Raw genomic sequence first — 12,564 nt, forward strand, 5'->3', positions numbered from 1 at the left:
GGGATGTTTGACCTGTTCCGCCGCCCCAAGCCGGGCGGCCCTGAAGCCATGCGCGCGCGTCTCGAAGGGGCGATGGCCAAGCGCCGGCTGCGCGGTTGGAACCCACCGCTCGAGAACATCAACGCGCTGGTTGCCTCGGGTGGCCCGCGATTGCTGGCTCGATCACGCGAGTTGGTGGTGACCAACGGCTATGCTGCCAATGCCTGCGAGGCCTTTGCCGCGAACCTCGTCGGCGACGGCATCAAGCCGTCCTCGCTCATCACGGATGCGGCGCTGCGCGACCAGGTCCAGAAGCTCTGGCTCGCCTGGACGGACGAGGCGGATGCCGATGGGCTGACCGATTTCTACGGCCTGCAGGCCATGGTCGCGCGCGAGATGTTTGTGGCGGGCGAATGCTTCGTGCGGCTTCGGCCGCGCCGCGCTGAGGATGGGCTTCTGGTGCCACTGCAATTGCAGATTCTTCAGTCGGAGATGCTTCCGTTTGAGAAAACCGAGACGGATCCGAACGGCAACCGCATCCGTTGCGGGATCGAGTTTGACCTGATCGGGCGCCGGGTGGCCTATCACTTCCGCCGCCGCCATCCGGGTGACAGCACGGATCAGCGGGTGGCCGTGCCGGACACGGTGCGCGTGCCGGCCGAGGAAGTGCTGCACATCTACCGGCCGATCGATGCAGGCCAGATCAGGGGCTTGCCGCATGTGGCGCCCGCCATGGTGCGGCTGTTCCTCTTGGACCAATACGACGACGCCGAGCTTGACCGGAAGAAAACAGCCGCGATGTTCGCGGGCTTTATCACCAAGACTGCCCCCGAAGACCCGATGATGGGAGAAGGCGAAGCCGATCTTGATGGCGCGGCGATCGCCAGCCTCGAGCCCGGCACCATGCAGGTGCTGCTGCCGGGCGAGGATGTGAAGTTCTCAAGCCCCGCGGATGTGGGTGGAGGTTACGAGGCGTTCCAGTATCGTACGCTCTTGGCGGTCTCGGCCTCACTGGGTCTGCCCTATCACCTTGTCACCGGCGATGTCCGGCAGGCAAACTATTCCAGCCTGAGGGCAGAACTCGTCGAGTTCCGGCGGCGTATCGGCCAGTTGCAGCACGGCGTCATTGCCCATCAGCTTTGCCGCCCAATCTGGCGGCGTTGGCTGGAAACAGCTGTGCTGTCGGGCGCGCTGGATGCAGATCAGGTTGTCGCGCGACCCGTGCAATGGATCCCACCCCGCTGGGATTGGGTCGATCCCTTGAAGGATATCCAGGCGCAGGTTCTGGCGATGGAAGCGGGCCTGACGTCCCGGCGCAAGGTGGTCGAGGCAACGGGCTACGACATCGAAGAGGTCGACCGCGAGAATGCCTCTGACGCGAAACGGGCAGCCGATCTGGACCTGACCTATCGCGCGAGCCCCGGCGAAACACAGGGCGCGCGCACTACGCCGACGGCCGTGCCCGACCCAAACACACCCAACGAGGACGGCAGCGGGTCGTCCACGACACCGCAGCAGGAGTAAACCCATGAAATCCTGGTACACGATCCGTGCCCGTACCTCGGGCACGGAAGTGCTGATCTATGACGAAATCGGCGCCTATGGCGTCACAGCGAAAGGGTTTCTCGCGGAACTCGGCGTATTACCCGAAGACGCTGCCATTGATCTGCGCCTCAATAGCCCCGGCGGCTCGGTCTTTGATGCCGTCGCTATTTACAACGCGCTGAAGCGGCACGCGGGCGAGATCACCGTCTGGATCGATGGCATTGCCGCCTCGGCGGCAAGCTACATCGCCATGGCGGGCGACGCGATCGTCATGCCCGAAAATGCCTTCCTGATGATCCACGACCCGTCGGGGCTGGTGATGGGCACGGCCGAGGACATGCGCGCCACGGCCGAGGCGCTCGACAAGGTGAAGGGCAGCCTGATCCAAGGCTATGCGGGAAAATCCGGCAAGCCTGACGATGAAATCGCCGCCCTGATGGCAGCAGAAACCTGGCTTGATGCCAAAGACGCGCTGGATCTTGGCTTTATCGACCGCATTGCCGAGCCCGTGAAACTCGCCGCCTCATTTGATGTGGCGCGGTTCCGCAACGCGCCGCCCGAGTTAGTTGAGGCGGTAGGTGAACCCGATGAGCCCGCAGCCCCGGAGCCGCAGGCCGAGGGTGTTGCAGACGCCAACACCCAGCCTGACCCCGAACAATCGGCTGCGGAAGCGCCAACCGTGGCCGCAAGTGAGCCCACAATAGCCGACACTGCGACCGTGCGCGCCGAGGCCATCGCTCATGCGCGGGCCGTCATCGATCTCTGCCGTCTTGCAGGTCAGCCACAGATGGCTGGCCGCTTCCTCGAGGAGGACTTGGGTCTCGACGAGGTCCGCAATCGGCTGCTCGCGGCAAAGGCCGAGGCAACCCCTGACATCACCGCTGCCCATGCCCAACCCGGGCGCGCGGCCACCACCCAATCCTGGGGCGAGGTCATCGCCCGAACCTTCAAGACGAAAGGCTAACGCATCATGACGACGCTTACTGAAGGCAAACACGCGGGCGGCTTCCTCGTCTGGGAAGTGCTCCGCGATTACACCCGAGATGCCGTGACCATCGCCTCCGGGGCCGGAAGGCTCGAGCCCGGCACGGTGCTCGGCAAGATCACCACGGGCGGCAAATACACCGGGCTCGCACCGGCCGCGACGAACGGCAGTCAGAATGCTGCTGGCATTCTCTGGGCCGGTGTCGATGCCTCAGCGGCCGATGCGGCTGGTGTCGTCGTCCTGCGCGGCCCCACGCTTGTGAACCAGCATGAGCTCGTCTGGCCCGACGGCGCGACCGAGGCCCAGATCACCGCCGCCACCGCGGCTTTGGCCGCACTTGGCATCATCTTGCGCTGAGCCTGAGAGAGAAAGGACATCCCCATGGCAACCATGGACATCTTTGAGGGCGACGCCTTCAGCATTATCGAGCTCACCCGGGCTCTGGAAAACATCCCCTTCAAGCCGGCAATCCTATCGGGTGCGGGCCTGTTCGGATCGCGCGGCGTGCGTCAACGCACCGTCATGATCGAAAGTCGCGATGGCACGCTGTCGCTGATCCCGTTCTCGGAGCGCGGCTCGGCCTATGAGCAGCAGGTTCCCGAACGGCGCGACATGCGTGCTTTCGTTTGCCGCCAGTTCAAGAAGCAGGACGTGCTCTGGGCCTCGGAAATCCAGGCCATCCGCGACTTCGGCTCGGAAACCGCGCCCCAGCAGGTGCAGACCGAAGTGGCTCGTAAGATGGCACGTCTGCGCAACGACGCCGAGGCCACCTTTGAGTTCCACCTTTTCAACGGCATCCAGGGTGTAGTGAAGGACCCCAAGGACGGCGCGACGGTCATCGACTACTACACCGAGTTTGGCATCACACCGGCGGCCGAGGTGGATTTTGATCTCGACAATGCGAGCCCGGCCTCGGGTGCGCTGCGCAAGCGTTGCCAGGCGCTGATCGAAAGCGTCGAGGACAGTCTTGGCGGGTTGGCTGCCGGGCAGGTGCAGCTGCGCGCCGAATGCGGCTCTGCCTTCTTTGCCGATCTGGTGGCCCACAAGGAGGTGCGGGAAACCTACCTCAACACCGCTGCCGCCGCCGATCTGCGTGGCCGTGTAGGCGAAGAGGTCAGCTTCGGCGGCATCACCTTCCGTCGCTATCGGGGCGGGCTTGGCTTCGGCGTGCCGACCGACAAGGCGTATTTCTACCCGGAAGGTGTCGAGGGTCTCTTCGAGATCTACTATGCTCCGGCCGACACCTTCGAGACGGTCAACACGTTGGGTCTGCCGCTTTATGCGCGCATGATCCCTGACCGCGACCGTGATGAATGGGTGCGCCTCGAGATCGAAAGCAACCCGCTGCCGATCTGCACCCGGCCGCAGGTTCTGCGGAGTGCAAGGCGGACCTGATGACGGTGGTTGCAGCTGCGATCGAGGCTCTCTTTGCTGATCCAAACCTCTCAATCGAGTTCTGGCATCGTGATGGAGAGGGGAGCTTCACAAGGGGAAGGGGCATCCTGCGCAGGCCTGATGAGATCACGGAGTTTGGGTCGGCGCGGCTCTTGTCTGACACCACCCGGATCGATGTTCGGGTGGCGGATATCCCAGCACCTCGGCCACAGGAGCAAATCCTGATCGGCGACGAAACCTTCCTGATCCAGGGCGAACCACGACGTGATCGGGTGCGTTTGGTCTGGACGCTGGAGCTTGCCCCTGCATGAAACTCGGCCTCGACATCAGCCCTGATCTGGTCGCAGTCATGGCCTCGGAAATCGAAGCCGGCGAAAAGGCCGTTACCGCTGCTATGCGGGAGGCGGGAACCGGGCTCAAGACCACCTGGCGCGGCCAGATAACACAAGCTGGACTCGGCCGACGGTTGGCAAACTCTATCCGTAGTCAAACCTACCCGAGAGCGGGCGAAAGCCTGAACGCTGCAGCGCTTGTCTGGTCGAAAGCCCCAGAGATTGTCGGGGCACATGACACGGGTCCGCTGATCCGCTCGAAAGATGGGTTCTGGCTCGCGATCCCGACGCAAGCCGCTGGACGCGGGTTGCGGGGTGGAAGGATCACGCCTGGCGAATGGGAACGGCGACGGGGCTTGCGGCTGCGCTTTGTTTACCGCCGTCGAGGGCCAAGCCTGCTCGTCGCCGATGGGCGGTTGAACAACCGCGGGCTCGGCGTGGCATCGCGCTCGAAGACTGGGCGCGGACGTTCCACGGTGCCGATCTTCCTGTTGGTGCCGCAGGTCAAGCTGCCGAAGCGGTTGAACCTCGACCAGGATGCCGAACGGGCGCTCGACAGCGTGCCAGGGCTGATCGTCGCGAATTGGGTGAAGACACGAATTTGACTAACCGGGCAACCTCTAAGAACGTCGCCCGAACAGGCTACTAAGGATGCCTTCCTTTTTGGCGGGCTCGGTCGTCTCAGTCTCAGGCGGCGACTGAATGGTACTGTTCCATGGACCCGAGTTTTTGGGCACCTCGACCGATGTAGCTTCTTCGGTTCGGACTGGAGTTGGGAGAACAGCGTCTGGGACTGATGGCTCCTCCGAAATTTCATCATCTTCTTCTGTTCCGTCGCCAGCAGAGGGTGTCAGCCAGTCGCTATCAGGTCGACAAACAAGCCGGGCGTGGTCGTATGCCCACTTAAGCTTATAGACTGTCTCTCCGCTGTATCCTCCAGCAGCGGTACGCGTGACAACAAGAGCGAGATCGACCTTGTCATCGTCGACAAGCGCAATTGGCAACAGCAGGCTAATCGCGTTTGCCTTAGGATAATAAAGTGGAATCGCTGTCTTGAAATTCCATCGCGCACGCTTGACCGCAAGAGATATCGCGTCGTCAATGCGATTGCGGATATCGCGATCCGTCCGGGCATCAGCGACAAGCGCGTGCCTGAATTCGCGAAGGAAAGCCGCACGTTCGGGCTTTTCCATCTTAGATGGATCTTTCCATTCGATACCAGAAGGTATGTGTTTTTCTAGAAAGTCAGACGGGTATCTGTCTTTTTCGATGCTGTCGTAAACGATGTGGTCATAACGAGGTTGTATTGCTGTATCGGGGTCGAAAATTACATCTTCGGCCTTGTCAAAGTATTTTGGTGCCGGAGGAAGTGGGTTGAAGTTACGGGCCAATGTTTGGCCCTCCCTCCCGATATTGGGTCGGCAGAATGCATGAAACTTCCAAGGGCGTGGTGGTCGATCATTCTGTTCATAGAGGGCGAAGATGGGATCGTAGCGATCGTCAACTAAACCGGTATTGAAGGCGGCCCAACTCTTACCACCGTGTGCAACTTCGGCGACCTGTCCGTCACGATATTGCTTATAGAAGGTGTTGATCAGATAGTTTCTTAGGATGGGGAAAGGTGTGCGCGGGTTATGATTGTCGCCATATGCCCAATCTTCATCAAGCGCGATTTCTGCCAGATCGTGCAGGACGCCGCGGACCGAGTTTCCTCTCGGATCAAGATCATCGAGCTGGGTAAAACCCCATTGGAGTAAATAAGATGACGGGTGGCCTGTTAGCCGAAATTCCTCATGCTCGTAACCTGCGGCAAGGCGGACATTCCTAGCTTCTAGCGTACCCGGCTTTCGCTTGCTTTCAGCAGCGTCAAAATCGACAATTTCGCCGACCGCACAACGAACAGAGGAATCCTTTACCGTGGTAATATGGAAGAACACATCTTCTGACTGACCATCAACCTCAATGAATCCAAAGCCTTTGTCATGTATAAACGCCTTGATCTTTCCCTGCATGTAGCCCCTCTAGCCGCCCGGCTTTTATTGATTTTTCGGTGCCCCGACTCAACCTGTCACCAACCCCGCCATGTTAGCCGCTCAATGGCGTCACTTCCAGAAGCGGTCGACTTTGCGTTCTTCGCGCCGAGCCTGGGCTGCGGTCCGCGGCTTGTACTTGTCGGGGTTGGAGGATGCCTTTCCCTTGCCATAGCCTCGACCCGGTTTGCCCTTTGACCCGGACTTCTCATAGCCGTTGCCACTCGATTTCTTGCCAAATAGTCCCATTTTAGCCTCCTGAAAAATGACCAACAGCCACAAATAGGAACTCGGTTCCACGCCTTCAAGGCTGAATGTAAAATATGCCCACCCCACGCGAAACCATCCTCACCGCGCTGCATGCGCGGCTTTCGTCGTTGCCCGCAACCGCTCTGCGTGGAGAGATGCTGCCCGAACGCGTGCCTGCCGATGGCCTGCTGATCCTGCGCGACGGTGATCCGGGGGAACCCGAGGTGACGCTGTCACCGCTGCGCTACCACTACCAGCACCGCGCCGAGATAGAGGCGGTCGTGCAAGGAACGAAGGACCGTGACGCTGCTTTCGACACACTCTGCGCCAGCATTGGCGCAGTGATCACCGCCGATCGAACATTGGACGGCCTTTGCGACTGGGTGGAGGCGGAAGCACCGCAGCCGGTCGATCTGCCTGTTGAAGGTGCGGCAAGCCTGAAGGCGGCCGTGATCAGGGTGTCCCTGTTCTACACGACGAGCGATCCGCTTTGATAAGCGCCTGCATGCTGTTCCAAGGCTAAGCGCGCTGAGCGTTGGGATTGTCTCCAAGGAACAGCAGGAGAAGGCAGGCCAAGATTGGTGAAAACAGCAGGCTCAGAACCACCCAGCCAAAGGCACTGCGGCCACGCTTCGTGGCCATCCCCGCGGGCAGCAGGATGTAAATCCACAGAACAAAAAAGAGGGCTGCCAGCCGAAGATGATAGGGAAAATCGTTTCAAACATGGCAGCCCCTCCAGCGCGCCTGTGATCTGAAACCCAAGGTAAATCTGGGTTTTGTGACGCCACTTCACGCTTTCAACACTTTATCTGGTAATGGAGAAATTTCCAATGGCACGAGCCCAAGGGGCGCGGGCGCTAATGGCGCTTGCGTTCGAAACGACTTATGGCACGCCACCAGCGAGCGGTTTCTCAAAGATGCCCTTTGCCAGCACCACGCTGGGGGCGGAGCAACCGTTGCAGACTTCGGAGCTCCTGGGTTATGGCCGGGATCCGCAGGCACCGATCAAGGACGCGGTGACGGCGGACGGTGACGTGGTGATCCCGATCGATGCCGAGGCCTTCGGCTTCTGGCTGAAGGCGGCGTTCGGCACTCCCACGACGACTGGAACTGAAGCACCCTATACCCATGAATTCCGCTCCGGAAACTGGGCGCTGCCGAGCTTCTCGGTCGAAACTGGAATGCCGGAGGTGCCGCGCTATGCGATGTATTCCGGCTGCATGGTGGACAGCCTCAACTGGCAGATGGCCCGCTCCGGGTTGCTGACCGCGACGGCCAGTATCGTGGCGCAGGGCGAGGCCATCGCCACGAACAGCGCGGTAGGGACACCCGCCAATATAGTGCTGAACCGATTTGGCCATTTCAACGGAGCCATCACGCGGAACGGCGCGAACATCGGTAACGTTGTCTCTGCCGACCTTACCTATGCCAACAATCTCGATCGCATTGAGACGATCCGGGCAGACGGCAAGATTGATGGCGCGGATCCGTCCATCGCGGCTCTGACGGGCAATGTCGTCGTGCGCTTCGCCGATCAGACTCTGGTCACCCAGGCGATCAATGGTGAGGCCTGCGAGTTGGAATTCTCCTACGCGCTGCCCACTGGCGAAAGCCTGACGGTCACCGCGCATGCTGTTTATCTGCCTCGCCCGCGGATCGAGATTTCCGGCCCGCAGGGCGTGCAGGCCACCTTTGATTGGCAGGCCGCGAGTGATCCGGTGGTGGGCCGGATGTGCACCGTCACGCTCACCAATGACCGCGAGGTTTACTGATGCTGCGCTTGAACCTGTCGAATGAACCGCGCTGGCTTGATCTCGGCCATGACGTCCGCCTGCTGGTCGAGCCGCTCACCACCGCCATCATGCTGGCGGCGCGCAGCGACCCGTCCATCGTTGCTGCAACAGCGGATGCCGAAACCAGCGCCTCCAACGACGACCTCGCGCGCATCGTGGCCAAGGCCGTCGCGCGCATCGTCGTGAAGGACTGGGAAGGCATTGGCGACGAGGACGGTAAACCACTGGCCCTGACCCCTGAAGGCATCGACGCGCTCTTGGAACTCTGGCCGATCTTCGAAGCCTTCCAGACCAAATACATCGCCGGCGCGCTCATTTTGGACGCGGAAAAAAACGCCTGACCGCTCTCGCCGACTGGGAGTTCGGCGGGGGCGGTGACTATTGCGCGGCTTGTCCAACAGTTTGTACGGAATGCCCACGCACTCTCCATCAACCCCTGACACTCGAGGGCTGGCAGATCTGGGATCTGGTCCAGCGCTTAGGCGGCCAGATGCGCGTGGCTGGCGGTGTAAGCGGCGGTGCTGTTGTCGGCTGGGACATGGGCACGGCCCTGCAGCTTGGGGCGGCCCTTGGGCTTTCGCCTCTTTTCATCGCGGAACTCTTGCCACCCATTGAGGCGGTGATGGTTCGCAAAACCAACCAAGAGATTGAACACCGCCATGGCTGAAAAACGCGTTTCCGTCCGCCTGTCAGCGACCGGGGGGCGCCAGGTGCGTGCCGAGCTTGATGGTGTCGGTGCGGCAGGTGCCCGCGGCATGGGGCGTCTGAGCCGCGAGCTGGACCAGGCGAACGCGCGCATGGCGGTTTTTGCGCGCTGGGCCCGCATTGCTGCCACGGCTGCTGCGGCCGCGCTTGCTGCGGCGGTTGTTTCGATGACCCGCTCGACGGTTGCTGCCGCCAACGAGATCGATCAGCTGTCCCAAGTGGCCAATGCTGCACCAGAGGTGTTCCAGCGCTGGTCGGCGGCTTCAGCAACGGTGGGCATCGAACAGGAAAAACTCGCGGACATCCTTAAGGACGTGAACGACCGCGTGGGGGATTTCCTGCAGACGGGCGGCGGCCCGATGGCGGATTTCTTCGAGAACATCGCACCGCGGGTGAGTGTGACCGCTGACCAGTTCGCCCGGCTTTCAGGGCCGGAGGCGCTGCAGCTCTATGTCGACAGTCTCGAACGCGCGGGCGTCAGCCAACAGGAAATGACCTTCTATCTCGAGGCCATGGCGTCGGATGCCACGCGGCTCATCCCGCTCCTGAAAAACGGCGGGGCGGAGATGACCCGGCTCGGGGCCCAAGCCCAAGCCCTCGGCGCAGTCCTGGAAACCGATGCGATCGCCGCCATGCGCCGATCTGAACTGGCGCTGGTCAGCATCGGTCAGGTCTTCACTGGCGTACGCAACCGGATCGCTGTGGCGCTGGCACCGTCGCTGGAGGCGGTGGCCAACGCCTTTGTGGCTCTCGCGTCAAGCACGAGCCCGATCAGCCGTGCCTTTGATACGGTTCTCGCCAATCTCGACCGCCTCGGGATCTACGCCAGCACATTTGCCACCTTCCTCGCTGGTCGCTGGGTGGCCGCGATGGCCGCGGCCACTCTGTCGGTCCGCGGGCTTGCCACGACGCTTGTGATCCTGAAAGGCGCTCTCATTCGCACGGGCATTGGCGCGCTGATCGTCGGGGCAGGGGAACTCGTGTACTGGTTCACTCGTCTGGCGTCCGGGGCCGGCGGCTTCGGCGAGGCCATGGGGCTTTTGAAGGATGTCGCCGTCGAGGTTTGGGAGCGGATCAAGATGGGGGCCTCCGCTGCAGGGGCCCAGGCCACGGCGATGTTTTTCGATCTGAAGGCCGATGCCGCGACGGGTATGGCCGGGGCCATCGACAGCGTTGTCGCCTTTGGTAACACAACCGCAAACACCTTCGAAGGCGCGCTCCTGGCCGTGCGCGAGATCTGGTCGCGATTGCCCGATGTGATTGGAGATCTCGTCTTCTCTGCTGCCAACCGCATGCTCGACGGGATCGAGGCCATGCTGAACGGCGCGATCCGCCGGGTTGATGCCTTCACTGGCAAGATCCGTGATGCTCTTGCTGCGGTTGGCATTGATACGACCTTCGGCGAAATCGGCGAGCTCAACCTCGGCGACATTGAAAACCCCTTTGCAGGGGCCTCGGCCGATGCCGGGTCCGCTGCTGCGGAGGCCTTTCGGCGGGCCTTCGAGGACAACCCATTGACGGCCCCCGACCTTGGCCTTGATGGTATCGCCGCCGAGGCGTTGACGACCGCCAACACATATCGTCAGGCAGCAACCGATCTGGCCACGGGGGCCACGGCGCCGCTGACCTCTTGGGGTGCGCTGCGGGATGCCGTCGCGGAGACAGGAGACGATGGGGCGGCGGCGCTGGACGAGGCCAGCACGTCTGCGGACCGCTTTGCGGATGCGGTGAGCAGGGCGGGTGGTGCGGCCGGAAAGGCCAAGGACACGATCGTCACGGGCTTTGGTGCCATTTCGAAGTCGCTGTCGGACTACGCGAAGTCGGCGCTTGATTTGGGCAAGGGTCTTGGTGAGAGCCTTATGGGTGCCTTTCGAGGGGCGGAGAGCGCCTTTCGCAGCTTCGTTGAAACCGGCAAGCTTGACTTCAAAAGCCTCGTGCGTTCCATTCTCGCCGATCTTGCGGTTCTGGCCTTCAAACGCGCCGTGCTGGGCCCTCTTGCCAACGCGCTGTCGGGCATTTTCGGCGGTGGGTCTGTGACGGCGGCCGTCTCGCATGCGGGTGGCATCGTCGGTTTGTCTGGCCATCAAAGGCAGGTACCCGCACTGGCCTTCGCTGGCGCACCAAAATTGCATGCCGGAGGCTGGGCGGGATTGCGTCCGGATGAGGTGCCGACGATCCTGCAACGCGGTGAGCGAGTGCTGAACCGTCGCGAAGCTGCCGAGTATAGCAGCGCGCGCCAAGGTTCCGGCGGCATAACAGTGAACATCGATGCCCGGGGCGCGCAGATGGGCGTGGCTGAACAGATCGACGCCCGGCTGCGTGCCGTTCTGCCGGAAATCAAACGTGTTGCCATCCAAAGCGTCGCTGAGCGCCGCGCCAGAGGCTATGCCATATGACCGTTCCAACACTTCCCCTACATCTGGTTGGAAGCCTCGAGCGGGGCCTGGTCGCGAGTGTGACGGCTGCCACCTCGGGTTTTACCGGTAGCCAGCAAGTGCAGGACTGGGGCGGCGAATGGTGGGAGTTCACCTTCGAGATTGCGCTGACCAGGGGCCGGGATGCGCGCCGCCTGGCGGCCTTCTTCGCCGGGCTTGGCGGAATGCGCGGGCGTTTCCTGTTCTGCGATCCCTCAGCCGGTCGCTCGGATCTCCTGGCCGATCCCATTGTCAGCGGTGCCGGGCAGACCGGGAATGCGCTTGTCACAAGCGGATGGGCGCCCTCATCGCCTGCGCTTGAGGCCGGTGACTTCATCTCGCTTGGCAGCGATACCGATACGCGGCTTTATCAGATCACCGCAGATGCCGTTGCGAATGGATCGGGCGCGGCCACCCTGAAGATCACGCCCCGTCTGCGATCCTCACCCTTGAACGGCGCCGCCCTGGAAATCATCGCACCTGCTGTCCTGTTGCGCCTCACCGGCCCGGTGCCGACCCGGATTACCCGAGCCGACAGCCACCGTTTCAGCGTTACCGCCCGGGAAGCGCTCTGATGAGCCGGGATGTCACAGCAGGTTTTGCGACGGCGCTGTCCGAACAGTCGTTGCGCCCCATTCTGCTCTTCGAAGGGGAATTTGCCTCGGGCTGGGTGCGGGTCTGGACGGGGCTTGGGGAACTTCCCTGGGACGGCAAGATCTGGTCCGGGTTGGGCAGTCTCATCAGCATTGGCGCTTTGGAAGAAACCAGCGATGTAGTCGCCAGCGGCACCATGATCTCGCTCTCGGGCGTGCCGCTCGAGATGGTTGGGATTGCCATCGAGGAAGCGCGGCAGGGCAAGCCGGGACGGGTCTGGTTGGGACTACTTGACGATACCCTGAACGTCATTGCCGATCCGGTACAGGCCTTCCAGGGCCGGCTCGATGTGCCGGAGATCACCGACAATGCGCAAAGTTGCACGGTAACGATCAGCTATGAAAGCCGGCTCATCGATCTCAATAGACCGCGCAGTTGGCGCTACACCCACGAAAGCCAGCAAGCGCTTCACCCCGGCGACCGTGGCTTTGAACATGTCGCGACCATTCAGGACAAGGAAATCACCTGGGGGCGTGGGTGAGG

The 12,564-nt window shown here is 62.0% G+C and carries 15 protein-coding genes; 13 read left to right on the forward strand and 2 right to left on the reverse strand.

Annotation, left to right across the window (positions count from 1 at the left end; translation table 11 throughout):
- Window positions 1-3 precede the first annotated feature (3 nt).
- The 6 genes from MED193_RS18265 to MED193_RS18290 are packed head-to-tail and all read left to right on the forward strand — an operon-like array spanning window position 4 to window position 4,841.
- Window positions 4-1,503 carry a phage portal protein gene (locus MED193_RS18265; RefSeq protein ID WP_009811244.1) on the forward strand — a complete coding sequence of 500 codons (1,500 nt, stop codon included), beginning with the start codon at window positions 4-6 and terminating at the stop codon, window positions 1,501-1,503.
- A 4-nt stretch (window positions 1,504-1,507) separates the two neighbouring features.
- Window positions 1,508-2,488 carry a head maturation protease, ClpP-related gene (locus tag MED193_RS18270; RefSeq protein WP_009811245.1) on the forward strand — a complete coding sequence of 327 codons (981 nt, stop codon included), beginning with the start codon at window positions 1,508-1,510 and terminating at the stop codon, window positions 2,486-2,488.
- A gap of 6 nt (window positions 2,489-2,494) precedes the next feature.
- Window positions 2,495-2,866, forward strand: a complete 372-nt coding sequence (locus tag MED193_RS18275; RefSeq protein WP_009811246.1) for a head decoration protein — start codon at window positions 2,495-2,497, stop codon at window positions 2,864-2,866.
- A gap of 24 nt (window positions 2,867-2,890) precedes the next feature.
- The gene (locus MED193_RS18280) at window positions 2,891-3,904 is read left to right on the forward strand and encodes a major capsid protein (protein WP_009811247.1); all 1,014 of its coding nucleotides are present in this window, start codon (window positions 2,891-2,893) and stop codon (window positions 3,902-3,904) included.
- Window positions 3,904-4,215, forward strand: a complete 312-nt coding sequence (locus tag MED193_RS18285) for a hypothetical protein (RefSeq protein ID WP_009811248.1) — start codon at window positions 3,904-3,906, stop codon at window positions 4,213-4,215. The genes MED193_RS18280 and MED193_RS18285 overlap by 1 nt, the downstream gene beginning before the upstream one ends.
- The gene (locus MED193_RS18290) at window positions 4,212-4,841 is read left to right on the forward strand and encodes a DUF6441 family protein (protein WP_009811249.1); all 630 of its coding nucleotides are present in this window, start codon (window positions 4,212-4,214) and stop codon (window positions 4,839-4,841) included. The genes MED193_RS18285 and MED193_RS18290 overlap by 4 nt, the downstream gene beginning before the upstream one ends.
- 15 nt (window positions 4,842-4,856) lie before the next feature.
- Here MED193_RS18290 and MED193_RS18295 read toward each other — a convergent pair whose 3' ends face one another.
- Together MED193_RS18295 and MED193_RS18300 are read right to left on the reverse strand one after the other, a co-directional pair.
- A complete protein-coding gene (locus MED193_RS18295) occupies window positions 4,857-6,248 on the reverse strand; it encodes a DUF3825 domain-containing protein (protein WP_009811250.1) in 1,392 nt (463 codons plus the stop codon).
- A gap of 90 nt (window positions 6,249-6,338) precedes the next feature.
- Window positions 6,339-6,515 carry a hypothetical protein gene (locus MED193_RS18300; protein WP_157041414.1) on the reverse strand — a complete coding sequence of 59 codons (177 nt, stop codon included), beginning with the start codon at window positions 6,513-6,515 and terminating at the stop codon, window positions 6,339-6,341.
- A gap of 74 nt (window positions 6,516-6,589) precedes the next feature.
- On the opposite strand from MED193_RS18300, the gene MED193_RS18305 reads away from it, so the two are divergent.
- The 7 genes from MED193_RS18305 (at window position 6,590) to MED193_RS18330 (ending at window position 12,562) form a co-directional block, all read left to right on the forward strand.
- Window positions 6,590-7,009, forward strand: a complete 420-nt coding sequence (locus MED193_RS18305) for a hypothetical protein (protein ID WP_009811252.1) — start codon at window positions 6,590-6,592, stop codon at window positions 7,007-7,009.
- Window positions 7,010-7,345: 336 nt separating this feature from the next.
- Complete coding sequence (locus MED193_RS18310) at window positions 7,346-8,287, forward strand: phage tail tube protein (protein ID WP_009811254.1); 942 nt, start codon at window positions 7,346-7,348, stop codon at window positions 8,285-8,287.
- Window positions 8,287-8,649, forward strand: a complete 363-nt coding sequence (locus MED193_RS18315; RefSeq protein ID WP_009811255.1) for a hypothetical protein — start codon at window positions 8,287-8,289, stop codon at window positions 8,647-8,649. Before MED193_RS18310 ends, MED193_RS18315 begins: the two co-directional genes overlap by 1 nt.
- Window positions 8,650-8,798: 149 nt before the next feature.
- On the forward strand, window positions 8,799-8,975 hold the full coding sequence (locus MED193_RS23120) for a hypothetical protein (RefSeq protein ID WP_009811256.1): 177 nt from the start codon (window positions 8,799-8,801) through the stop codon (window positions 8,973-8,975).
- Window positions 8,968-11,409, forward strand: coding sequence for a phage tail tape measure C-terminal domain-containing protein (locus MED193_RS18320; RefSeq protein ID WP_009811257.1), 2,442 nt, complete (start codon window positions 8,968-8,970; stop codon window positions 11,407-11,409). The genes MED193_RS23120 and MED193_RS18320 overlap by 8 nt, the downstream gene beginning before the upstream one ends.
- Window positions 11,406-12,002, forward strand: coding sequence for a hypothetical protein (locus MED193_RS18325; protein ID WP_009811258.1), 597 nt, complete (start codon window positions 11,406-11,408; stop codon window positions 12,000-12,002). The genes MED193_RS18320 and MED193_RS18325 overlap by 4 nt, the downstream gene beginning before the upstream one ends.
- The gene (locus tag MED193_RS18330; RefSeq protein WP_009811259.1) at window positions 12,002-12,562 is read left to right on the forward strand and encodes a hypothetical protein; all 561 of its coding nucleotides are present in this window, start codon (window positions 12,002-12,004) and stop codon (window positions 12,560-12,562) included. Before MED193_RS18325 ends, MED193_RS18330 begins: the two co-directional genes overlap by 1 nt.
- The last annotated feature ends 2 nt before the right edge of the window (window positions 12,563-12,564 follow it).

This window comes from Roseobacter sp. MED193, assembly GCF_000152965.1.
Classification (GTDB): domain Bacteria; phylum Pseudomonadota; class Alphaproteobacteria; order Rhodobacterales; family Rhodobacteraceae; genus Pseudophaeobacter.